At 70.9% G+C, this 25,018-nt stretch carries 25 protein-coding genes; 14 read left to right on the top strand and 11 right to left on the bottom strand.

Annotation, left to right across the window (positions count from 1 at the left end):
• Positions 1–248: 248 nt before the first annotated feature.
• The 7 genes from ACZ4UU_RS09325 to ACZ4UU_RS09295 all read left to right on the top strand — a co-directional run bounded on the left by ACZ4UU_RS09325 (position 249) and on the right by ACZ4UU_RS09295 (position 7,058).
• Complete coding sequence (locus ACZ4UU_RS09325) at positions 249–1,373, top strand: zinc-dependent metalloprotease (protein WP_468038035.1); 1,125 nt, start codon at positions 249–251, stop codon at positions 1,371–1,373.
• 211 nt (positions 1,374–1,584) lie between these two features.
• Complete coding sequence (gene tilS, locus ACZ4UU_RS09320; RefSeq protein WP_468038033.1) at positions 1,585–2,775, top strand: tRNA lysidine(34) synthetase TilS; 1,191 nt, start codon at positions 1,585–1,587, stop codon at positions 2,773–2,775.
• A gap of 75 nt (positions 2,776–2,850) precedes the next feature.
• Positions 2,851–3,411 (top strand): hypoxanthine phosphoribosyltransferase, encoded by a 561-nt coding sequence (gene hpt, locus ACZ4UU_RS09315; protein WP_062723367.1) that lies wholly within the window; start codon positions 2,851–2,853, stop codon positions 3,409–3,411.
• Between the two features lie 207 nt (positions 3,412–3,618).
• Positions 3,619–5,658: an ATP-dependent zinc metalloprotease FtsH gene (ftsH, locus tag ACZ4UU_RS09310; protein ID WP_468038031.1), complete on the top strand. Its 2,040-nt coding sequence runs from the start codon at positions 3,619–3,621 to the stop codon at positions 5,656–5,658.
• Between the two features lie 148 nt (positions 5,659–5,806).
• Positions 5,807–6,412, top strand: coding sequence for a GTP cyclohydrolase I FolE (folE, locus tag ACZ4UU_RS09305; protein ID WP_356574481.1), 606 nt, complete (start codon positions 5,807–5,809; stop codon positions 6,410–6,412).
• Positions 6,413–6,495: 83 nt separating this feature from the next.
• Positions 6,496–6,666, top strand: coding sequence for a hypothetical protein (locus ACZ4UU_RS09300; RefSeq protein ID WP_468038029.1), 171 nt, complete (start codon positions 6,496–6,498; stop codon positions 6,664–6,666).
• A 14-nt stretch (positions 6,667–6,680) separates the two neighbouring features.
• On the top strand, positions 6,681–7,058 hold the full coding sequence (locus ACZ4UU_RS09295; RefSeq protein ID WP_468038027.1) for a hypothetical protein: 378 nt from the start codon (positions 6,681–6,683) through the stop codon (positions 7,056–7,058).
• Between the two features lie 11 nt (positions 7,059–7,069).
• On the opposite strand, the gene ACZ4UU_RS09290 is transcribed toward ACZ4UU_RS09295, so the two are convergent.
• From ACZ4UU_RS09290 to ACZ4UU_RS09265, 6 genes are all read right to left on the bottom strand, one after another.
• Positions 7,070–7,558, bottom strand: a complete 489-nt coding sequence (locus tag ACZ4UU_RS09290) for a DUF3180 domain-containing protein (RefSeq protein WP_468038025.1) — start codon at positions 7,556–7,558, stop codon at positions 7,070–7,072.
• 58 nt (positions 7,559–7,616) lie between these two features.
• Complete coding sequence (gene folK, locus ACZ4UU_RS09285; protein ID WP_468038023.1) at positions 7,617–8,228, bottom strand: 2-amino-4-hydroxy-6-hydroxymethyldihydropteridine diphosphokinase; 612 nt, start codon at positions 8,226–8,228, stop codon at positions 7,617–7,619.
• A complete protein-coding gene (folB, locus tag ACZ4UU_RS09280) occupies positions 8,225–8,584 on the bottom strand; it encodes a dihydroneopterin aldolase (protein ID WP_468038021.1) in 360 nt (119 codons plus the stop codon). Before folB ends, folK begins: the two co-directional genes overlap by 4 nt.
• A 307-nt stretch (positions 8,585–8,891) precedes the next feature.
• Positions 8,892–9,395: a nuclear transport factor 2 family protein gene (locus ACZ4UU_RS09275; protein ID WP_468038019.1), complete on the bottom strand. Its 504-nt coding sequence runs from the start codon at positions 9,393–9,395 to the stop codon at positions 8,892–8,894.
• On the bottom strand, positions 9,392–10,309 hold the full coding sequence (gene folP, locus ACZ4UU_RS09270) for a dihydropteroate synthase (protein WP_468038017.1): 918 nt from the start codon (positions 10,307–10,309) through the stop codon (positions 9,392–9,394). The genes ACZ4UU_RS09275 and folP overlap by 4 nt, the downstream gene beginning before the upstream one ends.
• A 165-nt stretch (positions 10,310–10,474) precedes the next feature.
• Positions 10,475–12,307: a phosphatidylglycerol lysyltransferase domain-containing protein gene (locus ACZ4UU_RS09265; RefSeq protein WP_468038015.1), complete on the bottom strand. Its 1,833-nt coding sequence runs from the start codon at positions 12,305–12,307 to the stop codon at positions 10,475–10,477.
• 247 nt (positions 12,308–12,554) lie between these two features.
• Between ACZ4UU_RS09265 and ACZ4UU_RS09260 the strand changes: the two genes are divergently transcribed.
• Positions 12,555–13,673, top strand: a complete 1,119-nt coding sequence (locus ACZ4UU_RS09260; RefSeq protein ID WP_468038013.1) for an alpha/beta hydrolase — start codon at positions 12,555–12,557, stop codon at positions 13,671–13,673.
• 177 nt (positions 13,674–13,850) lie between these two features.
• Entirely contained in the window at positions 13,851–15,254 is a 1,404-nt protein-coding gene (locus tag ACZ4UU_RS09255; protein WP_468038011.1) for a prolipoprotein diacylglyceryl transferase, read from the top strand.
• 15 nt (positions 15,255–15,269) lie between these two features.
• Here ACZ4UU_RS09255 and ACZ4UU_RS09250 read toward each other — a convergent pair whose 3' ends face one another.
• On the bottom strand, positions 15,270–16,604 hold the full coding sequence (locus ACZ4UU_RS09250) for a PH domain-containing protein (protein WP_468038010.1): 1,335 nt from the start codon (positions 16,602–16,604) through the stop codon (positions 15,270–15,272).
• Complete coding sequence (locus tag ACZ4UU_RS09245) at positions 16,601–17,119, bottom strand: PH domain-containing protein (protein ID WP_468038008.1); 519 nt, start codon at positions 17,117–17,119, stop codon at positions 16,601–16,603. The genes ACZ4UU_RS09250 and ACZ4UU_RS09245 overlap by 4 nt, the downstream gene beginning before the upstream one ends.
• Before the next feature lie 31 nt (positions 17,120–17,150).
• Between ACZ4UU_RS09245 and ACZ4UU_RS09240 the strand changes: the two genes are divergently transcribed.
• The gene (locus ACZ4UU_RS09240) at positions 17,151–18,302 is read left to right on the top strand and encodes an NADH-quinone oxidoreductase subunit D (protein WP_468038006.1); all 1,152 of its coding nucleotides are present in this window, start codon (positions 17,151–17,153) and stop codon (positions 18,300–18,302) included.
• Between the two features lie 79 nt (positions 18,303–18,381).
• Here the strand turns inward: ACZ4UU_RS09240 and ACZ4UU_RS09235 are convergent, their stop codons facing one another.
• On the bottom strand, positions 18,382–19,377 hold the full coding sequence (locus ACZ4UU_RS09235; protein WP_468038004.1) for an SAM-dependent methyltransferase: 996 nt from the start codon (positions 19,375–19,377) through the stop codon (positions 18,382–18,384).
• 129 nt (positions 19,378–19,506) lie between these two features.
• Here ACZ4UU_RS09235 and ACZ4UU_RS09230 point away from each other — a divergent pair, with 129 nt between their 5' ends.
• From ACZ4UU_RS09230 to ACZ4UU_RS09220, 3 genes are all read left to right on the top strand, one after another.
• Positions 19,507–20,721, top strand: a complete 1,215-nt coding sequence (locus ACZ4UU_RS09230) for a sensor histidine kinase (RefSeq protein ID WP_468038002.1) — start codon at positions 19,507–19,509, stop codon at positions 20,719–20,721.
• 97 nt (positions 20,722–20,818) lie between these two features.
• The gene (locus ACZ4UU_RS09225) at positions 20,819–21,490 is read left to right on the top strand and encodes a response regulator transcription factor (RefSeq protein ID WP_062723382.1); all 672 of its coding nucleotides are present in this window, start codon (positions 20,819–20,821) and stop codon (positions 21,488–21,490) included.
• A gap of 48 nt (positions 21,491–21,538) precedes the next feature.
• The gene (locus ACZ4UU_RS09220) at positions 21,539–22,171 is read left to right on the top strand and encodes an AAA family ATPase (RefSeq protein WP_468038000.1); all 633 of its coding nucleotides are present in this window, start codon (positions 21,539–21,541) and stop codon (positions 22,169–22,171) included.
• A gap of 3 nt (positions 22,172–22,174) precedes the next feature.
• On the opposite strand, the gene ACZ4UU_RS09215 is transcribed toward ACZ4UU_RS09220, so the two are convergent.
• The gene (locus ACZ4UU_RS09215) at positions 22,175–23,278 is read right to left on the bottom strand and encodes a DUF5937 family protein (protein ID WP_468037998.1); all 1,104 of its coding nucleotides are present in this window, start codon (positions 23,276–23,278) and stop codon (positions 22,175–22,177) included.
• A 164-nt stretch (positions 23,279–23,442) separates the two neighbouring features.
• On the opposite strand from ACZ4UU_RS09215, the gene ACZ4UU_RS09210 reads away from it, so the two are divergent.
• On the top strand, positions 23,443–23,661 hold the full coding sequence (locus ACZ4UU_RS09210) for a hypothetical protein (protein WP_468037996.1): 219 nt from the start codon (positions 23,443–23,445) through the stop codon (positions 23,659–23,661).
• On the opposite strand, the gene ACZ4UU_RS09205 is transcribed toward ACZ4UU_RS09210, so the two are convergent.
• Positions 23,651–24,847 (bottom strand): threonine aldolase family protein, encoded by a 1,197-nt coding sequence (locus tag ACZ4UU_RS09205; RefSeq protein WP_468037994.1) that lies wholly within the window; start codon positions 24,845–24,847, stop codon positions 23,651–23,653. The two genes, ACZ4UU_RS09210 and ACZ4UU_RS09205, sit on opposite strands and share 11 nt — an antisense overlap.
• Between the last annotated feature and the right edge of the window lie 171 nt (positions 24,848–25,018).

The following is a 25,018-nucleotide window of genomic DNA, read 5'->3' as shown; positions in this document are numbered from 1 at the left end:
GGCACCGCTCGACCATCCCTCGGCGCCTGCCGACCCGATCGCGGCGCTCAGGACGCCGAGTCGCCTCCCAACACCTGTGGCCCGGGCCCACCGACCCGCACGGCCTGCAACGCCGACCGCCGCCCTGGCAGCCCCGGCCCCTGCCGACCCGGGACGCCCGCCACGACGCCGAGCCCCGTCAAACACCCCGTGCCCCCACCAACCCCCACGGCCTGCCCCAAGTGGTAACGCTCACGTACGGTTGACACATGACGAGCATCGGTGGTGCCGAGATGGTCGACTGGAATCTCGCGGTGGCGACCGCGACCCGGCTCGTGCGGCCGGGCCCCGAGGTGAGCCGCGACGAGGCCAGGGCCGTCGTCGCCGAGCTGCGCCGACATGCCAAGGCCTCGGAGGAACACGTCCGGGGCTTCACTCGTATGGGCACGGAGGACACCCACGACACCCCCGTCCTCGTCGTCGACCGCCCCGGCTGGGTACGGGCGAACGTCGCCGGCTTCCGCCAGATCCTCAAGCCCTTGCTCGAAAAGATGCAGGAGCGGCGCAGCGGCAGCACCGGCGGCGCGGTCCTCGGAGCCGTCGGCGGCAAGGTCACCGGCGTCGAACTCGGCATGCTGCTGTCCTTCCTGGCCTCCCGCGTCCTCGGCCAGTACGAGACCTTCGCCCCCGCCACCCGCGAACTCCCGGCGGGCGAGAACGGCGGCGGCCGACTCCTCCTCGTCGCCCCCAACATCGTGCACGTGGAGCGCGAACTGGACGTACAGCCCCACGACTTCCGCCTCTGGGTGTGCCTGCACGAGGAGACGCACCGCACGCAGTTCAGCGCCGTCCCGTGGCTGCGGGACCACCTGGAGGGCGAAATCCAGTCTTTCTTGGGGGAGACCGACGTCGACCCCATGACCGTCCTCGAACGCATCCGCGAGGCCGCGCAGTCCCTTTCGGGCGGCCGCCCCGAGGCCGAGGAGGACGACGGCGGACGTTCTTTCGTCGAACTGGTGCAGACCCCGGCCCAGCGGGAGATCCTCGGCCGCCTCACCGCCGTGATGTCCCTCCTGGAGGGCCACGCCGACTTCGTGATGGACGGCGTCGGCCCCCAGGTCGTCCCGACCGTCGCCGAGATCCGTGAGAAGTTCCAGCAGCGACGGGCCAAGGGCGCCTCAAGGCTGGACATGGCCCTGCGCAAACTGCTCGGCCTCGACGCCAAACTCAGGCAGTACCGCGACGGCGAACGCTTCGTACGGGCCGTCCACGACCAGGTCGGCATGGACGGCTTCAACCGCGTGTGGACCTCCCCCAACACCCTCCCGACCAAGGCGGAGATCGCCAAACCCGCGGACTGGATCGCGCGGGTGCACCGCAAGGCGGAGTCGTGAATCCCGCGCCGCGGCGTGCATCTCATACGAACGTCGTGAACCGAATCCGGCCGACGGCAGGCGAACGCCCCTCCAATCACCCGTCCGAGGGACCGTGAGCCATGGGTAGGCGTGCAATGCTCGGGGAACCGCCCGGTTCTGTCACCATCTACACACTCTGAGTGACCGAGCTCGGGCTCACCCCCCGACAATTTCATGAAGGGAACCGGACATGGGTCCCCATCCTGCGGTCGCGGCGATACGCCTGGCGGTCCGCCGCGTCCTCCACGACATCCTCACCGAACACAGCCGCACCGCCGACGCCCCCGCGCCCGGCCGCCCGCGCGCGACCTCGTACGAGCTCGCGCACGCCACGCCGCCCGCGGTGCTGCCCGCGCCCTCGACCGGCGCCACACCCGCCGCGCACGACACGGCGCCCGAACCGTCGTACGAGCTCCCCGGCGCCACCCCGCAGGAGCCCCCGCGCGCCGCCCCGCACGAGCGACCCCCCTCCCCGCTCGTGCTCGTGGCGTGTTCCGGCGGCGCCGACTCCATGGCCCTCGCCTCCGCCCTCGCCTTCGAGGCCCGCAAACTCGACATCCGCGCCGGTGGCATCACCGTCGACCACGGCCTTCAGCCCGGCTCCGACCTACGCGCCGAGGAAGTAGTCCTGCGCATGCGCGAACTCGGCCTCGAACCGGCCGAATCCGTCGCCGTCACCGTCGGCCGCGCGGGCGGACCCGAGGCCGCCGCCCGCGACGCCCGCTACGCCGCCCTCGACGACGCCGCCGTCCGCCACGGCGCCACCGCCGTCCTGCTCGGCCACACCCGCGACGACCAGGCCGAGACCGTCCTGCTCGGCCTCGCCCGCGGCTCCGGCATCCGCTCCCTGTCCGGAATGGCCGCGGTCTCGGGGGCCGGCGGCCGCTACCGGCGCCCCTTTCTCGGACTCGACCGGCAGACCGCCCGCAAAGCCTGCATGGTCCAGTCCCTGCCGGTCTGGGACGACCCCCACAACGCCGACCCCGCGTACACCCGCTCGCGGCTGCGCCAGGAAGGCCTGCCGGCTCTGGAGAAGGCCCTCGGCAAGGGCGTCGTCGAGGCCCTCGCCCGGACGGCCCAGCTCTCCCGCGACGACGCCGACGCCCTCGACGCCTGGGCCCGCCAGGCCGAGGCCGCCGTACGCGACTCGGCCGGCCTCCTGGAATGCGCCAAGCTCTACGCGCTGCCGCCCGCCGTACGCCGCCGGATCCTGCGCCGCGCCGCCATCGAGGCCGGAGCACCCGCCGGTGCGCTGTTCGCCCGCCACATCGAGGAAGTCGACCGCCTGATCACCGGCTGGCGCGGCCAGGGAGCCATCAATCTCCCCGGCAAAGTCGTCGCCCAGCGTCAGGGTGGCAGACTGGTGATTCGGCAAGGCTGAAACCGGACCTCCCACCGGCCCCCTCCAGCGGGGTCGCGGGAGCGGCCGGACCGGCCGGTGGGACGACCGAAAGTGATGCGGGTGGACGCGAAAGACATGGGTGCCGACCTCCAAGAGGTACTCATCACCAAGGAAGAGATCGACGCCAAGCTGGTCGAGCTGGCCGCGAAGATCGACGCGGAGTACGCGGGCAAGGACCTGCTCATCGTCGGCGTCCTCAAGGGCGCGGTGATGGTCATGGCGGACCTCGCCCGGGCGCTGTCCACCCCCGTCACCATGGACTGGATGGCGGTGTCGTCCTACGGGGCCGGCACCCAGTCCTCCGGGGTCGTGCGGATCCTCAAGGACCTCGACACCGACATCAAGGGCCGGCACGTCCTGATCGTCGAGGACATCATCGACTCCGGCCTGACCCTGTCCTGGCTGATCAACAACCTCGGCTCCCGCGAGCCCGCCTCCCTGAAGGTGTGCACGCTCCTGCGCAAGCCGGACGCCGCGAAGGTCGCCATCGACGTGGAGTGGGTGGGCTTCGACATCCCCAACGAGTTCGTCGTCGGCTACGGCCTCGACTACGCCGAGAAGTACCGCAACCTCCCGTTCGTCGGTACGCTCGCGCCCCACGTCTACGGAGGCTGAGCCCGCCGGTCCGGGCGACCGGACCCGAAGGGCCCAAGCACCGTACGAAGATCGGGAACCCCGGCGGGCCTCGCGCCGTTGGAGCATGCAGACGGGCTTGCCAGCCCTCCCGTGCGGCTACGGTCGTCGAAGCTGGGGTACCGTCAGAAGAACTGTCTTATCAAACTCACTATGGCAGGAGGGACGGGGCGACACCGCTCCGTATGGATGGACGTGAAGCGATACTTCCGTGGGCCGGTCATGTGGATCGTGCTGGCCGTCCTTGCCGTGGTCGTGTTGATGCAGGTCGTCGGCTCGTCCGGCGGCTACAAGACGGTGGACACCGGCCAGGTCGTTCAGGCGATCAATGAAAACAAGGTCGAGTCGGTCAAGCTGACCACCGGCGACGAACAGATCGTCAAGGCGCAACTCAAGGACGGCCAAAAGGTCGAGGGCGCCACCAAGATCCAGGCGAGCTACATCGGCGACCAGGGCGTCGACATCGCCAACACGCTGCAGAACAAGTACCAGCAGAAGCAGATCCCCGACGGCTACACGGTCTCGCCGTCCAAGCAGAACCCGTTCGTCGGCATCCTGCTCTCCCTGCTGCCCTTCGTTCTCATCGTCGTCGTGTTCCTGTTCCTGATGAACCAGATGCAGGGCGGCGGCTCCCGAGTCATGAACTTCGGGAAGTCCAAGGCCAAGCTCATCACCAAGGACACCCCGAAGACGACGTTCGCGGACGTCGCCGGCTCGGACGAGGCGGTCGAGGAACTCCACGAGATCAAGGAGTTCCTCCAGGAACCGGCGAAGTTCCAGGCCGTCGGTGCCAAGATCCCCAAGGGCGTACTGCTCTACGGGCCTCCCGGCACCGGTAAGACGCTCCTCGCGCGCGCCGTCGCCGGCGAGGCGGGCGTCCCCTTCTACTCGATCTCCGGTTCCGACTTCGTCGAGATGTTCGTCGGTGTCGGTGCCTCCCGAGTCCGAGACCTGTTCGAGCAGGCCAAGGCGAACGCCCCGGCGATCGTCTTCGTCGACGAGATCGACGCGGTCGGCCGCCACCGCGGCGCCGGCCTCGGCGGCGGTCACGACGAGCGCGAGCAGACCCTGAACCAGCTGCTCGTCGAGATGGACGGCTTCGACGTGAAGGGCGGCGTGATCCTGATCGCCGCCACGAACCGCCCCGACATCCTCGACCCGGCGCTGCTGCGCCCCGGCCGCTTCGACCGCCAGATCGCGGTCGACCGCCCGGACATGCAGGGCCGTCTGGAGATCCTCAAGGTCCACCAGAAGGGCAAGCCGGTCGCCCCGGACGTCGACCTGTCGGCGGTCGCCCGCCGCACCCCCGGCTTCACGGGTGCCGATCTGTCGAACGTCCTGAACGAGGCCGCGCTGCTCACGGCCCGCTCGGACAAGAAGCTCATCGACAACCAGATGCTGGACGAGGCCATCGACCGCGTCGTGGCGGGCCCGCAGAAGCGGACCCGGATCATGTCGGACAAGGAGAAGAAGATCACCGCGTACCACGAGGGCGGACACGCCCTGGTCGCGGCGGCCTCCCCGAACTCCGACCCGGTCCACAAGATCACGATCCTCTCCAGAGGCCGTGCCCTCGGCTACACGATGGTCCTGCCGGACGAGGACAAGTACTCCACGACCCGCAACGAGATGCTGGACCAGCTGGCCTACATGCTGGGCGGCCGCGCGGCCGAGGAACTCGTCTTCCATGACCCGACCACGGGCGCTGCGAACGACATCGAGAAGGCCACGACCACGGCCCGCGCGATGGTCACGCAGTACGGCATGACCGAGCGTCTCGGAGCCATCAAGTTCGGCGGCGACAACACCGAGCCGTTCCTCGGACGTGAGATGGCTCACCAGCGCGACTACTCGGAAGAGGTCGCCGCGCTGGTGGACGAGGAAGTCAAGAAGCTGATCGAGAACGCGCACAACGAGGCCTGGGAGATCCTGGTCGAGAACCGCGACGTCCTCGACAACCTGGTGCTTCAGCTGCTGGAGAGGGAGACGCTGGGCAAGGAGGAGATCGCCGAGATCTTCGCCCCCATCGTCAAGCGTCCGCCGCGTCCCGCCTGGACCGGCTCCTCCCGCCGCACGCCGTCCACCCGTCCGCCGGTGCTCTCCCCGAAGGAGCTCGCACTGACGAACGGCGCCAACGGCGCGACCCCGGCGATCTCCACCGCCAAGTCCACGCTCACGGAGCCCGCCCCGGCGGCCGAGCCGGCCCCCGAGGACCGTCCGGAGAGCTGACGCCCAGGCCCTGGTACCCCCACCAGGCCCGGAATGGATGCCGCGCCCCCCAGGTTTTAGCCTGGGGGGCGCGGCATTTTCGTATGCCCGCAGTTCAGACGCGCACGTGGCCCACACGCGCGCGACCCGCAGAGGAACGAGGCACCACATGACCGACCCCGTGACGCTGGACGGCGAGGGCCGCATCGGAGAGTTCGACGAGAAGCGCGCCGAGAACGCCGTGCGTGAGCTGCTGATCGCGGTCGGCGAGGACCCCGATCGGGAGGGGTTGAAGGAGACGCCGGCGCGGGTGGCGCGGGCTTATCGGGAGCTTCTGGCGGGACATACGCAGCAGCCTGAGGATGTCCTGACGACTACGTTCGATATCGGGCATGACGAGATGGTGCTGGTCAAGGACATTGAAATCGTCAGCCTCTGTGAACACCATATGTTGCCATTCCATGGCGTAGCTCACATTGGGTACATTCCGGCGGAAAGCGGCAAGATTACGGGCCTGTCGAAGCTGGCGCGGCTGGTTGAGGTGTTCGCCCGTCGCCTCCAGGTGCAGGAACGACTCACCACGCAGGTCGCCGACTCCCTCATGAAGATTCTCGAAGCCCGGGGCGTGATCGTCGTCATCGAGGCCGAGCACATGTGCATGTCGGTGCGCGGCATTCGTAAGCCAGGTGCCAAGACCACGACGTCGGCGGTGCGCGGTCAGCTTCGAGACGCTACGACCCGGGCCGAGGCAATGAGCCTGATACTGGCACGCTGACCCGATTGTCAGTGGTGCCCGATACCGTCCTTGATCAGTGAGTTGATCGCTGATCAAGGGGGATCGCGGCGAGGAACGTCGAAGTGGGCTCCAAGCTCTGGAGCCTGGACGGTACGCGGACGGTGCAGACGGCCGTCGTTGAGGTGACGGCGGTCAAGGCGCGCGAGGTCGTCGATGTGGTGACCGATCGCGTGACGTTCACTGTGGCCGCGAATCAGGAGCTGAGCACGCAGATGGCTGGATGCCTGCGGTAGACGCGGCAGGGTGCGTGCTTGCGTGGACTCATACGAAGAAGCTGTGCCGAGAGCGGCTGACGATCCGGCCCGGCTATGAGTTCGGCTACTTCGTCGGGGCCACGTGCGCTGACGGGACAGTCGGCAAGAACTGCGTGTCCCTCGTCGTCAACGAGGAGCACTTCGCGGCGCGGTACGCCGAGTGCCTGACCAAAGCCAATGGACTCCCCGCTCGGCTGGAGCCGGTCACGCGCCCTTCTGGATACCTCAAGCGTGACGTCCCCGGCCCAGATCATCGCGACGTTCAGTTACGCAGGGCCGAGGGCGCTAAGCCCTTCACCCTCTACAGCTACCGCCTCGACCCCCACCCCGGCTTCCTGGTGAACGGCCACCTCGTCCGCCGGCCCTGGTGAACCGGGCGCTGTCAGACCGTAGGCGCCGTCCCCGCCCCATCGTGTTCGTCGTCCTCCGGGAGCTTGCACACGCGCTCCAGGAACATCGCCGCCGCTATCACGCCGATGCCCGCCAGGACGGAGAAGCCGGCGTAGATGGCCTGATCACGGCGGGCGGGGATGTCGAGGGACTCCAGGAGGAAGACGCCGGTGCCGCCGTACATGCCGGCGACGAGGGCGGCGACCAGGGCGCTGGCGTGGCCGAAGACGACCGCACGGGCGGCCATCAGGGGGTCGACGCCCTTGGCCTCGGGGCGGCGTTCGCGCTGGGCCTTGAGGCGGGCGCGGATCGACAGGGCCGTGGCAAGCAGAACCACGGCGATGACCGCCAGGACGATGGGGGCGGCCAGGGGGACGCTGGGCAGGGTCCCGACGGAGTTCCACAGGCGGGCACCCGCCCAGGACAGGACGCCGGCGACGACGAACACGCCCGCCAGCATCCTGATGCGCAGCTCTCTCACGGTGTCCCTTCAGCTCCCCCGGGTGCCCACGGAGTGTGGGCCGTCTTGACCTTAACGACTATTCGGGGAGCTGGAGTTCCAGGTCCATGCGCGGGTTGACGCCGTCCCGGGTGACGACGGCGAGCAGGTCGGCGACCGCGCCGCGGCCGGGCAGCTGGGCCTCGGGCTCCAGGTCGTGCCAGGGGGCGAGGACGAAGGCCCGTTCGTGGGCGCGGGGGTGGGGGAGCGTCAGGGTGGGGTCGTCGGAGACGACGTCGGCGTACGCGACGATGTCGACGTCGAGGGTGCGCGCGCCCCAGCGCTCGTCCCGTACGCGGTGGAAGGCCTCCTCGACCGCGTGTGCCCGCTCCAGGAGGGAGGACGGCGGGAGGGTGGTCTTGAGGACCACGATCGCGTTGAAGTAGGAGGGCTGGGTGCCCGGCTCCACGCCCCAGGGCTCCGTCTCGTACACCGGGGAGACGCCTTTGACGCGTACGCCCGGGGTGTCCTCCAGGGCGTCGATGGCGCCTTGCAGGGTCTCCAGGCGGTTGCCGAGGTTGGCGCCGAGGGAGATCACGGCCCGTTTCGGGTTGTGGAGGGTGGTGTCGGCGGCGTCGACCTGCTCGACGACGGAGGCGGGTACCGGCTGTACGGTCGGGTCGCTGGGGCCCTTGATGAAGGGTGCAGTCATACTCGGCTCCGGGTGATGGTGACGGTCACGTCGTCGAAGGGGACCGTGATCGGCGCGTTCGGCTTGTGGACGCGGACCTCGACCTCCTGGACCCCTTCGTGCTTCAGACAGGCCTGGGCGATGCGCTCGGCGAGCGTCTCGATGAGGTTGACCGGTTCGCCCTCGACGACGGCCACGACCTCCTCCGCCACGACGCCGTAGTGCACGGTCTTCGCCAGGTCGTCGTCGGCGGCGGCCGGTCGGGTGTCCAGGCCGAGGACGAGGTCCACGACGAAGGTCTGGCCCTCCTTGCGCTCCTCGGGGAACACGCCGTGGTACCCGCGGGCCTTCAGGCCGCTCAGCGCGACACGATCCACGCGAATCACTCCTGCAATCGTCGGTGACGGCCGGTCGATGCCGTGTGCGGGCGGCACACCGGCCTCGAACGAATCTACCTGCGGGCACTGACAGGGCCGGGCCACGGGGGCGTGGGTCCGGGCCGGGGCCAGAGGATTCATCGCGTGTTTCCCCTGGGGAACCCGGCGCCTCATGGGTTGGTAGCCGCGCCTACCCGCGCAGGCGTGATTCCAACCACTTCTTGGTCCCGGCGGGGTCCCGCGGGCCTCCTTGCGGGTGGCTCCCGCGCGTCGGCTCTCGCGTCGTACCTGTCCGTCGCCTACCCACTCAGGACGGGGTGTCGTCGTCCTCGGCCTCGTCGTTTTCGGCCAGAACCGGTGAGGCGTGGTGCGACCAGAGCTTCCAGCCGTCGGGCGTGCGCCGGAACACGTTCGTGGCGACCACGAGCTGGCCCACGAGCGGTCCGAGCTCCCCGTCGCCGTCGGGGGCGGGGCCGCCGCTGAGGATGTTCTCGGTGCAGTTCACCAGGGCGGTGTCGCCGGTGACGGAGACATGTACGTCGGTGAGGAAGAACTGGATGTAGTCGGTGTTCGCCATGATCAGCGCGTACGACCGCAGCACCTCGCCGCGTCCGGTGAGTACCGGCCAGCCGGGGTGCACACAGGAGATCACGCCGGCGTCGGCCGGGTCGTGGTACGTCTCGTCGACGCCCAGGTCGGACGGGGTGAGCCAGAGCGAGGAGAGCTCCTCGAAGTCGCCGCGCTCCAGTGCCTCGTAGAAGGCGGTGTTGGCGGCCTCGACTTGCTCGACGTCGGTGTGGGGGGCGCTCACCGGGCTCCTTCCGCGGTGTCCGCGCCGGGAGTGGTCCCCGGAGTGCTCGCCGGAGTGCGCGCCTCCTCGATGGCGCGTGCGACGCGCACCGCGTCCGCTGTGGCGCGCACCTCGTGCACGCGCACCGCCCAGGCGCCGGCGTGCGCGGCGAGCGCCGAGACGGCGGCCGTGGCGGCGTCGCGCTCGCGGGCGGGCGGCGGCGCGCCCTGCGGTCCGGCGAGGACACGGCCGAGGAACCGCTTGCGGGAGGCGGCGACGAGCAGGGGGTGGCCGAGGGCGATGAGGCGGTCGAGGTGGGCGAGGAGGACGAGGTCGTGCTCGGCGTCCTTGGAGAAGCCGAGTCCGGGGTCGACGACGATGCGGTCGGGGGCGATGCCGCCGGCCAGCACGGCCTCCACGCGCGCGTGCAGTTCGTCGACGACCTCGGCGACGACGTCGGCGTAGACACCCTTGACGTTCCCGCCCTCCAGGAAGCCGCGCCAGTGCATGACGACGAAGGGGGCGCCGGCGTCCGCGACGACCGGGATCATCGCGGGGTCGGCGAGGCCGCCGCTCACGTCGTTGACGAGGGCGGCGCCGGCGGCGAGGGCTTGCTCGGCGACGGAGGCGCGCATGGTGTCGACGGAGATGGTGACGCCCTCGGCGGCGAGGCCGCGGACGACGGGGACGACCCGGCGCAGTTCCTCGTCCTCGTCGACCCGGGTGGCGCCGGGGCGGGTGGACTCGCCGCCGACGTCGACCAGGTCGGCGCCCTCCTCGACCAGGGCGAGGCCGTGCTTGACGGCGGACGTCGTGTCGAACCAGCGGCCGCCGTCGGAGAAGGAGTCGGGGGTCACGTTGACGACTCCCATGACCGCGCACCGGTCCCACTGCGGAAGGCCCGTGACGCGCCCGCGTCCGCTCTGCTTGCTCATACGTTCAGCGTAGGCGCTCCGCTGGGGGGCTGAGCGCTCCACTGTAGGTGCCGGAACAGGTCGGTGGGCGGCTGCGGGCCCGTTGTGCTGGTCGCGCCCACGCGGTGGAGCCGCACGTCAGACACAGCCCCGCGCCCCTTCGGGACGCTGCCGAACGGTCTGCCACTATGCGGCCCGGACGTCGCGTTCCGCCACCGCGTGGGCGCATGGGTGCGGGGCGGTCGTACGGCGGCGCAGGAAGCGCGGCAGGGGCAGGGCCAGGTTCACGAAGCCCTCCGCCTGCATGGCGGCGAAGCCGAGCCGGGGCAGGTCGGCGGAGGCCCGGTAGACCACGAAGCGGGGCTCCCAGCGGGGCCGGAACTTGGCGTTGAACTTGTACAGGGACTCGATCTGGAACCAGCGGGACAGGAAGACCAGCAGGCCCCGCCAGGCGCGCAGGACCGGTCCCGCGCCGATCTTCTCGCCGCGGGCCAGGGCGGAGCGGAACATGGCGAAGTTGAGGGACACGCGCGCGATGCCGAACCTCGGGGCGGCCTGAAGGGCGGCCACGATGAGCAGTTCGTTCATGCCGGGGTCGGCGGAGCGGTCGCGGCGCATCAGGTCCAGGGAGGCCCCGTCGGTGCCCCAGGGCACGAAGTGGAGGATCGCCTTGAGGTCGCCGTAAGGTCCCGGCTCCTCGTCGGCCTTGTGGGCGGTGGCGATGAGGCAGTCGCCGTCGGTGGGATCGCCGATGCGGCCGAGCGCCATGGAGAAGCCGCGCTCGGTGTCGGTGCCGCGCCAGTCGTCGGCGGCGAGGCGTATGCGCTCCAACTCGGTCTCGCCGAGGTCACGGACGCGCCGTACCCGGGTCTCGTAACCGGCGCGCTCGATGCGCTTGACCATCTGTCGTACGTTCCGCATCGCGCGGCCGGTGAGCGAGAAATCCGGGACGTCCACCACCGCCTCGTCGCCCAGTTCGAGGGCGTCGAGCCCGGTCTCGCGGGTCCACACCTCGGCGCCGGTCTCGGAGCAGCCCATGACGGCCGGGGTCCAGGAGTGGGCGCGGGCCTCGTCCATGAAGCGCTCGATGGCGCCGGGCCAGGCCTCGACGTCGCCGATCGGGTCGCCGCTGGCGAGCATCACGCCGGAGACGACGCGGTAGGTCACGGCCGCCTTGCCGCTGGGGGAGAAGACGACGGCCTTGTCGCGGCGCAGCGCGAAGTGGCCGAGGGAGTCGCGGGCGCCGTGCTTCTCCAGCAGGGCGCGCAGGCGTGCCTCGTCGTCCTCGGTGAGGCGTGCGGCGGGGTGTTCGGGGCGCAGGGCGAGGTAGATCGTGGTGACCGCGGTGATCCAGCCGAGGGCGCCGAGGGAGAAGGCGACGGTCCAGGAGGTGTTGCCCTGGTAGTCGACGGGGCCCTCGAAGCCGAACAGGCCGTACAGGACGTGTGTGATGCGGTCGGCCAGGCTGGGGTCGCCGACCAGGGTGTTCGGGTGGGCGCTGACGATGATCAGGCCGAGGGCGAGCGAACCGGCGCTCATGAGGATGAAGTTGGCGAGCGCCCGCCACCTGCTGCGCGGGTCGGGCAGGGCCCTGAACTGGTCGCGGTGGATGAGCAGGGGGGCCAGCAGCGCCAGTGAGATGAGGACGCCCACCACGGAGTGGCGGTACGTGAACTGTGCCACCGCGCCGGCCGGCAGCAGGACGACGGCGGCCCGCCAGGCCCGCCGCTTGCCCCGCTTGAGGCCGTGGGCGAGCAGGAGCAGCAGCACACCGGCGCTCAGCGACAGCGCGGCCGCGAACGGGCCCGTGGAGCCCGGCAGCACCTCGGCGATGGCGTGCATACGGCTGTGCCGAAACCGTGGGAAGACGCCCGCGGCGATGTCCAGCAGCCCCACCAGGGCGCAGGCCCTGCCGACGAGGACCGGCACGGCCTCCGGGCGCGGGCCGCGGAGCAGATGCCGTACTCGGCCCGGCAGGTGCCGCGTCTGACTTGATCGCTGGGGAACCACACCCGACATTTCCACATCTGTCCTGACAGACATCGCATCCCATTAGTTCTGCGAGAGACCTTGGATCCGGTGCCGATTCGGGCATCCGGCGACATTGCGCCCTCTAGGACGGTGTCTGGAGGGGAGAGGTTCACTCGGCTCCCCAAAACCATTTCAAAGGCCAAGGAAAGTCCGGGGCAAGCCCTTGCGAAGGAGCAGGGGAGGCAGCGCGGGGGAAGCGTGGGACCGGGCGGAAAGCGCGAACAGGTAACCATCGATGGGTCTCACGAGCGACAAGGTGCTGGCGCTGGCGGTGCTGGCCGCCCTAGGGCTGTTCGTCGGCACGGTCTGGCTGTGGCCACGGCTGGCGCGGCGCGGCTGGCGGGCCGTGAGCGGCCGCGTCGGCCTGCTGCTGTCCACACAGTTGATGCTCTTCACGGCGGTCGGTCTCGCCGCCAACCAGGCCTTCGGCTTCTATGCGACCTGGGCCGACCTGTTCGGGCAGGAGAAGGGCCAGGGCGTGGTGGTGGACCACACGCCGACCGACGCGCCGCTGAAGGTCGTGGAGACCCGACGGGTCCCGGGGGCGGCCAGTGCGCGGCCGCAGTCGGGCGGACAGATCCAGAAGATCGCCGTCGTGGGCCGTACGACACACATCGCCACGCCCGCGTACGTGTATCTGCCGCCCGAGTACTTCCAGCCGCGGTACCGCACCCGCACGTTCCCGGCGGCGGTCGTGCTGACCGGGTATCCCGGAACGGCCCAGGCGCTGGTGGACAAGCTCGACTATCCGCGTACGGCCGCGAAGCTCGCCGAGGACGGCCGTATGCAGCCGATGATCCTCGTGATGATGCGGCCGACGGTGGCGCCGCCCAGGGACACGGAGTGCGTGGACATTCCGGGCGGCCCGCAGACCGAGACGTTCTTCGCCAAGGACCTGCCCGATGCCGTGAGCGGCCACTACAGGGTGGCCCGCGGGCAGGGCAGTTGGGGCATCATCGGCGACTCCACGGGCGGCTACTGCGCGCTGAAGCTCGCCATGCACCACCCGCGTGTGTACGCCGCCGGGGCGGGTCTTTCCGCCTACTACAACGCGCCGATCGACCCCACCACCGGCGATCTCTTCCACGGCGACAAGGAACTGCGCAATCGCGCGAACCTGTGGTGGTACCTCAAGCACATGCCGGCTCCGGACACTTCACTGCTTGTCAGCAGCAGCAAAGTTGGAGAATCCAACTACAAGGCCACGTTGAAGTTCATTGAACGCGTGAAGGCCACGAAGCTGACGCGGATCTCGTCGATCATCCTCGAAAGCGGAGGGCACAACTTCAACACCTGGCGGCGTGAGATTCCGGGGACGCTGGAGTGGATGAGCGGGCGGCTGGGCGGCAGGTGACCCGGCCCGCGAGGCTTTTTGATCTTGGTTCTTGGTCAATTCGAGGACAGATCTGATTCCTGATGCCGGATGAACGACTCGGGATGGCTGTGTTTTTACGGGGCGGGGCGCCAAGATTCGCCTACGCGCGGTAAGTTTCTGGCCATGCCACGTGGACGTCACCGTCATTCACCGCCCTTGCACAGGCTGCTGCCCCCGTCGGCGATAGCAGGCGTATCCGTCGTCTGCGCCCTTGCGCCGTGGGTGTTCACCGAGCCCTTGGTGCTGCGCGGCCTTGCCGCGGCCGCCGCGGCGACGGCGGTCGTCGGCGCGGTCGTCATGCGTCGCTGGGACACGCAGGCGGGCAAGCAGGTCGCCGACCTCACGCGCGCGCGTGCGAGCGACGAGTGGCGGCACGAGGAGCGTGTCGCGGAGCTGGAGAGCGACCTCGACGAGTCGCGCGAACTGCGCGTGAAGCTGGAGCAGCGGCTGCGGGCCAAGCGGACGGAGCTCGCCGGGCTGCGCAACGAGCACGCGTCGCTGCTGCGCCGGTACGCCACCGCGGAGACCGAGCGGGCGAGCGTCCTGGAGGAGCGCCGGGTCCTGGAGATAGAGGCGGCCACGCCCGCGCGTGCGTTGCCGCCGGTTCCGGTCGCCGCGAAGCCTTCCGCCGGGACGGTGAAGGAGACGGCGGACGCCGCCGAGGTGACCGAGGTCGCCGAGAACGCGGGGGGCGACGCGGAGGTCTCCGAGAGCGCTGAGAGCGCCGAGAACGCCGAGGACAAGGCGGCGGCTCCCGCGGTCTTCTCCCCGGAGGGGTCCCGGCTGTTCCTGCGGGCCAAGGAGGCGCTGGCGCGGTTCGATGACGAGGCCCCGGTGACGCTGGAGGCGGACGGTTCCGACCAGGACGGTTCCGACCAGGACGGCTCCGACCAGGACGGCTCCGAGCGGGACGCCGAGTCCTCGAAGGAGCCGGAGGGCTCGAACGCTCCTAAGGACTCCAACGGCCCCAAGGGCGAGTTCCCGAAGGACGACCCGCCGAAGAACGACCCCCCGAAGGGCGACGCACCCTCCGACGGCGAGTCCGTGAAGGCCGGTCCGGGCGCCACCGAGGTCCGCGCCACCGAGCCCGCCGGCACCGGCGAGTCCGAGAAGGAACCCGCACTGGAGGACGACGCCCAGGGGAAGCCCGAGGCGGTCGACGGGCACGAGCGCGCGGCCGCCATCACCCCGGCAGGCACCCCCACCCCGGCCGCCCAGCCCGCCCTGCCCGCGGCCCAGCAGCCCTCGGGGCACTTCATCGCGCCGACCGCCGTGGCCGTCGTACCGGCGACGCCCGCACGGCGTCCGGCGGTCGAGGGTGACTTCGACTTCTTCGGTACGAAGAAGGGGGCCGCGCCCTCCGCGCTGGAGTCCGTCCAGAACGAGGACCTCGCCGACGTCGTGGGCCAGGAGGCCCTCGCGCTCCACAAGGCCGAGGCCGAGGCGGAGTTCAAGCCGGCGGACGAGGAGTCCCGGGGCATCGGCCAGGTCATCGATCTGACGGCGCACGACGAGACGGAACAGATCGACGTGCAGGGGCTGCGCAGCGCGGTCTCCTGACGTCCCCGGCCGGCCCTAGGCCATCCACCGGTCCGGCCGTGCGTCCCTGCGGCCCGTGCGGGACCTCTCCGCCTGCGCCCGCAGCAGCTCCGCGGCCTCCTGGGTGTCCCTCAGACGGGCGGTCACGGTCTTGTCGGCCCCGGTGTCCAGGTGGACGTCGGCGACGCCCCACAGCCGCTCCCACGGCCCCTGGGACAGTCGTACGCTCTGGACCTTCGCGTGCGGCACGAGCGCCAGGCTTCGGCGCAGGAGGCCGGTCCGGGCGGCGAAGACCGCGTCCGTGACGGCGAGGCCGTACCCGCGCCACCACACCGGCACGCACCGGCCCGCCCGCCGCGGCGGACGCGACAGGGCGGCGCGCGGCGGGACGGTCGCGCCGGGCAGCACGCGTGCGACGACCGAGGCGGCGATCTCGCGCGGGGCGACCGGCAGCAGGACCGAGTTGGACGAGCCCGCCACGTCGAGCTCCACTCGAACCCAGCCGCGCCGCCGCCACAGCAGCGGCTCGACGATGCGCACGGTCTGGACGCGGCCGGGCGGCACCGTCTCGTGGGCGCGGTCGAGCAGACCGTGGTCGAGGCGCAGCCCGTCCGGGGACTCGCCCACCGTCCAGTCGTACTCCGCGACGAACCGCCCCACGCTGCTCGCTCCCGCCGCGCCGAACAGCGGTACGGCGGTCGCCAGGACCGACCACGGGCTCTCCGTGATCAGCCAGAGGATCGTCGGTACGACGACCGCGGCGGCCAGCGTTCCCCAGGTGGCGCCGGTCAGGAGGAGGGAGACGGCCAGGACGCCCGACGGCACGCGCAGCAGCTCCTGTGCCGGGGCCTCGCCCACCTCGTGCGCCGTCTCGGGCGCGAAACCGGCGGCGCGCGCGAGGAGTTCCGCGCGCAGCGCACGCGCCTCGTCCGCGCCCAGGAAGGCGAGTTCGTCCTTCTTGTCCGTTCCTATGACGTCCAGTTTGAGCTTCGAGACGCCCGCCACGCGCGCGAGCAGCGGCTGGGTGATGTCGATGGCCTGGATGCGTTCCAGCCGGATGTGCGCGGTGCGTCGGAACACCAGTCCGGTACGGATCCGCAGCTCGCTGTCGGTCACCGCGAAGTGCGTGAACCACCAGGTCAGGAAGCCGTACAGGGCGGCCGCCGGGATGAGCACGGCGAGGGCGATCAGGATCGTGGTGGTGGTCAGCCGGGTCAGCTGGCGCTGCGCCTGGTCGGGGTCGTGCACCGCCCACCCGATGAGCACGGCGACCGGCGCCCACGCGCGTCTGAGCGGTGTCACGGGGTGCAGCCGCCGATCCGTCACGGGTCGCTTCCCGCTCATGGCGTCATCGACGCCCGGCGCCGTCACAGGCCCGCCGAACGGGCCTCGCCCAGCTCGGTGAGCCGGTCGCGAAGCCGTTCCGCCTCCGCCGGGTCGAGACCGGGGATCGTGGCGTCGGTCGCGGCGGCGGCCGTGTGCAACTGCACGCTGGCCAGTCCGAAGTGCCGCTCGACGGGCCCCGACGTGACCTCGACCAGCTGCATCCGGCCGTACGGCACGACCGTCTCCTCGCGCCACAGCACGCCCCGGCTGATCAGCAGGTCGTCGGCGCGCTCGGCGTACCGCCACGAACGCCAGTTGCGGCCGAGCATCACCCAGCCCCAGGCGATCAGCGCCAGCGGCAGCAGCGCGAAGGCGGCCCAGCCCGGGCCGACGAGCAGACCGAGCAGCAGGCCCAGCCCGACCGCCAGCAGCCCCAGCCACACCACCAGCAGCAGGCGGCGCATCCGGAGCAGCCCCGGTGGCAGCCCGGTCCACCCCGGCTCGTCCGCCGCCCGCTCGTCCCCCGTCGTCCCCGTGTTCTGTGGGCTCCCCGTCTCCATGAGGCCAGCGTACGTAGGAGAGACTGTGTCCATGACTCCTACGACGGAGACCATGGTCGGTATCGGCGGCGCCGCGGAGAGCACCGACATGGTGCTCAACATCGGTCCCCAGCACCCGTCCACGCACGGCGTGCTGCGCCTCAAGCTCGTCCTGGACGGCGAGCGCATCCAGCACGCGGAGCCGGTGATCGGCTACATGCACCGCGGCGCCGAGAAGCTCTTCGAGGCCCGCGACTACCGCCAGATCATCATGCTCGCCAACCGCCACGACTGGCTGTCGGCCTTCTCCAACGAGCTGGGCGTCGTGCTCGCCGTGGAGCGCATGCTGGGCATGGAGGTGCCCGAGCGGGCGGTGTGGACGCGGACGTTGCTCGCGGAGCTCAACCGGGTGCTCAACCATCTGATGTTCCTGGGGTCGTATCCGCTGGAGCTGGGCGGGATCACGCCGATCTTCTACGCCTTCACCGAGCGCGAGGAACTCCAGCACGTCATGGAGGAGGTCTCCGGCGGCCGGATGCACTACATGTTCAACCGGGTCGGCGGCCTGAAGGAGGACCTCCCGGCCGGGTGGACCACACGCGCGCGTACCGCCGTCGCCGACGTGCGTTCCCGCATGGACCGGTTCGACGACCTGGTCCTCGGCAACGAGATCTTCCGTGGGCGCACCCGGGGCGTGGGAGCCCTCACGCCGCAGGCCGTGCACGCGTACGGCGTCAGCGGGCCGATCGCGCGCGCCTCCGGCGTGGACTTCGACCTGCGCCGGGACGAGCCCTATCTCGGCTACGGAGAGCTCGGGGACGTCCTGAAGGTGGTGACCCGGGACGAGGGTGACTGCCTCGCCCGGTTCGAGTGCCTGCTGGAGCAGACCCACAACGCCCTCGACCTCGCCGACGCCTGCCTGGACCGGCTCGCCGAGCTGCCGCCCGGACCGATCAACCAGCGGCTGCCCAAGGTGCTCAAGGCACCCGAGGGCCACACGTACGCGTGGACCGAGAACCCGCTCGGCATCAACGGCTACTACCTCGTCAGCAAGGGCGAGAAGACGCCGTACCGGCTGAAGCTGCGCTCGGCCTCGTACAACAACATCCAGGCGCTGGTCGAGCTGCTGCCGGGGACGCTGGTCGCGGACATGGTGGCGATCCTGGGGTCGATGTTCTTCGTGGTGGGGGACATCGACAAGTAGGGGTCCGACCGTTCGGAAAGCAGGGGTCCGCCCGTTCGGTAAGTAGGGGTCGGTTCGGAATTCCAACCGGCTCGACCCCTCAGTCCGCCAGTAGGTCCGGAATTCCAACCGGCTGTACCAGCCACCCGAAGTCCCCCAGTCCGCCCGTCGCCGTCAGCTCGGCGGCCTCACCCGCGGTCGCGAGGGCTCGTACGTACTCGGCGGGGCGGGTCGAGGCCAGTTCGAGCGGGGGGCGTGCGCCCGTGAGGGCCAGGGAGCGCAGGGCGTCGCGTTGGGACAGCAGGCGCGCCCCGGGCAGCGCGCACGCGTCCAGCGCCACATGCGCCGTGATGTCGCACGAGCCGTCCGGCACGGGCGCCGTCCCACGGCCCTCACGGAAGCCGGTGAGGGTGCCGAAAGGCGGCCGCGTCGCCGCCGTGTGCGCGTAGTCCACGGCGACGGCCAGGCCCCGGTCGAGGGCCGACACGGCGCCGGCCCAGGCCTCGTCCCGGGGCAGCCCGATCTCGGCCCGCGTGCCCTCCGGGGCGTTCGCCGAGGGCCACCACCGCGCGAGCCACTCCGCCTCCGCACCGCTGACCGGCTCACCGAGGCGCTCGGCCCCGTCCCGCCGTACCTGCACCAGGCGCGGCACGCCCGCGGAGTCCACCTCCGCGACCTCCAGCGGCACGTTGTCCAGCCATTCGTTGGCGAACAGCAGGCCCGTGATCCGGCGCGGCGGCTCGGGCAGCCACTCGATCCGGTGATCGAGGGTTTCCGGCCGGTCGGCGAGCTCGACGGCGTACGCACGCGTGCGTGCCGCCACCTCGGCGGGCAGGGCGGCCAGGACGCCGGTCACCAGCTCGCCGCGCCCCGCCGCCATGTCGACGAAGTCGAGCGAGCCGGGCCGGCCCAGCGCCTCGTCGACCCGGCACAGCAGCCGGGCCACGGCACCGGCGAAGAGCGGCGAGGCGTGGACGGACGTACGGAAGTGGCCGGCCGGTCCCTCGGGCCGGCGGTAGAAGCCGTCCGGACCGTAGAGAGCGGCTTCCGCCGCCGCACGCCACCCGCGCCACTCACCCGTCGCCTCTGCTCTCACCGGCCCAGGCTAGACAGGGCGTAAGCGCACAGGGGAACGCAGCCTCCACCTTGCGGAGTACACGCGGGTGGTGCGGATCGGCCCTCCGGTTGACCCCTGCACGCATCTCGCTTCCCTACGCTGGGTTACGTGCAGCGCCTCTATGACTTCCTCCGCAGGCACCCGACAGGGGTCGACAGCTTCTGGGCCGTCTTCCTGTTCGGGATCTCTGTGTTGACCGTGGCCGTCCAGGAGGAGGGCGGGCAGGACGTTCCGGGCATCCGCTCCGAGGCGGTCATCGTCCCGGTCATCCTCCTGTTGTGCCTGGTGATCGCGTTGCGCCGGCGCATGCCGGAGAAGATGCTGCTGCTGGCCATCGGGGTCGGGCTCGCCCAGCTGGCGCTGGACGTGGCGACCACGGCCGCCAACTTCGCCTTCCTGGTGATCGTCTACACCGTGGCCGCGACCGGCGCCCGCTGGGCCTCCCGGGTCGCCCTGGCCGTCGGCCTGTGCGCGGCGCCCGTGGCGCAGTTGCGCTGGCCGGAGCAGGATTCCAGCGTCCTGGGCACGGTGGTCCTGATGATCTTCACATCGGTGCCCTTCGCCCTCGCCTGGGTGCTCGGCGACTCGATCCGCACCCGCCGCGCCTACTACGAGCAGTTGGAGGAGCGCGCGACCCGGCTCGAAAAGGAGCGCGAGGCGCAGTCCAAGGTCGCGGTCGCCGCCGAACGCGCCCGGATCGCGCGGGAACTGCACGACGTCGTCGCGCACAACGTCTCCGTGATGGTGGTGCAGGCCGACGGCGCCGCCTACGTCCTCGACTCCGCCCCGGACCAGGCCAAGAAGGCCCTGGAGACCATCTCCTCCACCGGCCGCCAGGCCCTCGCCGAGATGCGCCGCCTGCTCGGCGTGCTGCGCACCGGCGAGCACCAGGAGAGCGGCGAGTACGTCCCGCAGCCCGACGTCGAACAGATCGACGACCTCGTCCAGCAGTGCCGCAGCTCCGGCCTGCCGGTCGACTTCAAGGTCGAGGGAACCCCGCGCCCGCTGCCCAGCGGCGTCGAACTCACGGCGTACCGCATCGTGCAGGAGGCGCTCACCAACACCCGCAAGCACGGCGGACCGAACGCGGGCGCCAGCGTGCGCCTGGTCTACTTCGACGACGGGCTCGGCCTGCTCGTCGAGGACGACGGCAAGGGCGCCCCGCACGAGCTGTACGAGGACGGCGGCGCCGACGGCGAGGGGCACGGCCTGATCGGGATGCGCGAGCGCGTCGGCATGGTCGGCGGCACCCTGGACGCGGGACCGCGCCCGGGCGGAGGATTCCGCATCAGTGCGCTGCTGCCGCTCAAACCAGCACACTGACGCCTGCGCATGCCCCTCGTTGACACCTGTCACGGCGTGCCGACGGCCCTGTAGAACGGCCAAGTAGACGGATACGGAAGACACGGAAGAGGACCTGATGACGATCCGCGTGATGCTCGTCGACGACCAGGTGCTGCTGCGCACCGGGTTCCGGATGGTGCTCGCCGCCCAGCCGGACATGGAGGTCGTCGCGGAGGCGGGCGACGGCGTCGAGGCCCTCCAGGTGCTGCGCGAGACCCCCGTCGACGTCGTGCTGATGGACGTGCGCATGCCGAAGCTGGACGGCGTGGAGACCACCCGCCGCATCTGCTCCGAGCCCGAGCCGCCGAAGGTGCTGATCCTCACCACCTTCGACCTCGACGAGTACGCCTTCTCCGGGCTGAAGGCCGGCGCCTCCGGCTTCATGCTCAAGGACGTGCCGCCCGGCGAACTCCTCGCCGCCATCCGCTCCGTGCACAGCGGCGACGCCGTGGTGGCCCCCTCGACGACCCGGCGGCTGCTGGACCGGTTCGCGCCCATGCTGCCCTCCGCCGGCAAGGAGCCCCAGCACAAGGAGCTGGAGCGGCTCACCGACCGCGAGCGCGAGGTCATGGTGCTGGTCGCCCAGGGCCTGTCCAACGGCGAGATCGCCGCCCGGCTGGTCCTGTCCGAGGCGACGGTGAAGACCCACGTCGGCCGCATCCTGACCAAGCTGGGGCTGCGCGACCGGGTCCAGGTGGTGGTCCTGGCGTACGAGACGGGGCTGGTGCGGGCCGGCGGGCACGGCTGAACCCGCCCTTGTCACACGGGCGTGACCCGCGGCCACTAGGGTCTGCGCATGCTCCTGTGGATCAACGGCCCCTTCGGGGGCGGCAAGACACAGACCGCACACGAGATCCAGCGGCGCCTGCCCGGCAGCGTCATCTGCGACCCCGAGCACCCGGGCTTCGGCCTGCGTCGCATGCTCCCGCCCGACCTGCGCGGGGACTTCCAGGACCTGCTGTCCTGGCGGCAGGGCGTCGTGGAGGTCCTCGACCTCGCCCTCGCCAAGCACGAGGGTGTGGTGATCGCGCCCATGACGGTCACGAACTCCGGCCATTTCGCCGAGACCGTCGGCCGACTGCGTGAACTCGGCCACGACGTACGGCACTTCACCCTCCTCGCCGAGCGCGAGACCGTCCTGAACCGGCTTCGGGAGCGCGGCTTCGGGCACCTTGCGCAGGTCGTCGCCGGGAAGAACGCCGGGCTGCGCCGGGAGAGCTGGGCCGTGCAGCAGCTCGACCACTGTCTGGAGCGGCTGAGCGAGCCGGAGTTCGCCGAGCATCTGTGGACCGACCACTCGACCGTGCCGAAGATCGCCGACCGGATCGCCGTCCTGGCCGGACTGAGGCTCCGGCCCAACAACGAGGGCGCGCTGCGGACACGGCTGCGACAGGTGCGGGTCGGGATCAGGCACATCCGGTTCGACTGACGGTCACCTCAGGAGCGCTTCGAGGAAGTCGCTGCCGAGCCGGGCCACCGCGGTGACGTCCAACTGGTACAGGACGTAGCGCCCCCGGCGCCGGGTGCTGATCAGGCCCGCCTTCTTGAGGACGCTCAGGTGCCGGGATATCTCCGGGGCGGTCATGCCGTGGATCTGTACGAGCTCGCTCGTGGTGTACGTGCTGCGGGCGAGGTTGCGGCACAGCTGCATCCGCACGGGGTGGGACAGGGCGGTCATACGCAGGGTGAGCTGCTCGACCGAGGGCGGTGACGCCAGCTCGGGGGAGCTGACGGGGTAGTGCAGCACGGGCTGCCAGCCGTGCCGGTGCAGCACCATCAGATGCGGCCAGCCCAGGCTTGTCGGCACCAGGAGCAGACTGCCGTTCCTGATCAGGCTGTGGCCCTGGCGGAGCTTGTCGATGGTGATCCGTCCGGCGGCCTCGTCGAGCACCACCGCCGCGGAGATCGAGGTCAGCGCCTCGGCCAGCCCCTTGTGCCGCAGGAGGTCGGTCCGGTGACGGGCGTCCGCGGCGAGCTGGTGGCGCAGCCGGGACCAGGTGTCGGCGAAGAACGCCTTGTCGCAGTCCTCCAGGAACTGCCGCAGCCAGGCCCGGATCCGCGGTGGGTCGTCGAGCAGCCGCTGACTGAACCGCAACTGCTGCGGGCCGCGCGCGGCGGCCAGCTCCAGGGCGCGGCGGCGCAGCTCCCCGTCGGCCAGCACGTCCCGGCTCGGCGTGGCGTAGGGCAGGGCGCAGGTGAACTCCAGGGCCGCGTCCACGAACTGCTCGTCCGTCAGCTTGTCCAGCAGATCCAGCTCCTCGGCGAGCGTCGTCCCGGGCAGGGCCCCGCCCGGGACGCCCGCGTAGGGCAGGAACAGATCCGAGAACGTCGTCCGCCACAGGAAGTCGGCCTCGCACATCCGGTCGGCCAGATGCGGATCGAGCCGCGTGGTGACGCTCGTGGCCCAGCCCCGCAGCCCCGGATGATGCCCCGACTCCGACAGCGCGTGCAGCGCCGTGCCGAGCTCGGCCAGGGGCGAGGGGACCACGACGACCCTCTCCGGCCGCAGCCCCGCGATGTCGATGCTCACGCTCATGCCCTCATGGTGCACCCCGCCACTGACAACGCGGCCGTCGATTGACGGCGGCCGTCAATCCACGCGACGCGACCAGGGCATCGGACGCAGCCTGGGACCACCGGGGCAGCCGCGGAGCCCGATCCCTACGTCATGTCTCCAACGTCCCGAGAAGGCGATCCACCATGAGCATCACGCAGCACCACCTCCTCGACGTCTACCGCACCCGGCAGCTCGGCGAGCCCGCCCCTCCGGCGCCGGGCGCGCACGACTGGCAGGTCGTCCGCGAGTGGCGCGACCACCGGCAGTTCAGGGCGGCCGTCGTCGCCGGGCGGCCGGCCCGGGGGACGGCCCGGGAGGCCCTGGGGCGGTGGCTGCGTGGGCTGCGGCGTTCTACGGGGTGATCTGCGGGGGCAGTTGGGCCACGAACCGCGCGACCGCCGCCTTCACGTCCTCCTCGCTCCACTCCAGGCCGGGGGCCCGTACATGGACCTCGGTGAAGGACAGGCCGGGCCCGCGTGGGTCCCAGGGGGAGATGAACAGCATGGTGCCGGTCTCCTCGGCCTGGCGCACCGCCGCCTCGGTGAGCACGTCGGCCTCGTACGGCAGCCAGATCTGGAAGTCGTGGGTGTGCGGCACCTCCGGGTACACGCGCGCCCACGGCAGGCCGGCCCTCGCGAAGCCCTCGCGAAGCGCGGTGGCCACCACGCGCGCGTGCGCCACGTACTCCGGCAGCCGGGGCAGCTGCCTGTCCAGGCCGACGAGCGCCGACAGCGCGGTGGGGAACTGCTGGAAGACCTGGCCGCCGTACCTGTGCCGCCAGGTCCTGGCCTCCTCGACCAGGGTCTTCGGGCCCGCCAGGGCCGCACCCCCGAAAGCGTCGAGCGACTTGTAGAACGACACGTACACACTGTCCGCCAGGCCCGCTATCTCCTCCAGCGGGCGGCCGAGCTGGACGGTGGACTCCCACAGGCGGGCGCCGTCGAAGTGCACCACGGCGTCCCGCTCGCGCGCCGCCTCCACGACCTCGGTGAGCTCTTCCCACGTGGGCAGCACGAAACCGGCTTCCCGCAGGGGGAGTTCGAGCATGAGCGTCCCGAAGGGCTCCGCGAAGTCGCGCACCTCGGCGGCGGTCGGCATCCTGGGCTCGCTCGTCACCCGCACCGGACGCAGGCCGCTCACCTGGCTGAACGCGTGGCGCTCGTGCACCTCGGGGTGGCTCAGCGCGTGCAGGGCGACCGTCGGGTCGCCGGTCCGGCTCGCCCAGCAGCGCAGGGCCACCTGCTGGGCCATCGTGCCGGTCGGGAAGAAGGCGGCCGCCTCCATGCCGAGCAGTGCGGCGACCTTCTCCTCCAGCACCTCGACGACGCCGTTGCCGTAGATGTCCGACGGCTCGTCCAGGTCGTACACGTCCTTGGCGTCGTCCAGCAGGGCCAGGCGCTCGCGGAGAGTCTTCTGGAAACCGTGGCGGGCGAACACCCGCCGGGCGCTGCGCTGGGCGGCGATGCGCCGGTCGCGGAGCTGCCCGCGCCGTTCCTCGTCGGACGCCTGATCCAGCTGGTGGCCGCTCTGCGGCGCCGTATCACTCATCCCCGGATGATGCCTCGCATGGGCGCGCCCAAGCACTCGCATTTTCCGTGCGCCTGCCCGCATCTTCTCCACAGTCCGGTCCGTGCGATAACCCACAGCCTGTGGACAACCGAACCCCTCCCGAACCGATCGCGTTAACATGACGAGAAATCGTCCGGTACCCAGAGCGGA

Source organism: Streptomyces sp. NPDC028907, assembly GCF_055564995.1.
The sequence above is the reverse complement of the archived record's forward strand: the minus strand, read 5'-3'. Positions and strand labels throughout refer to the sequence as shown.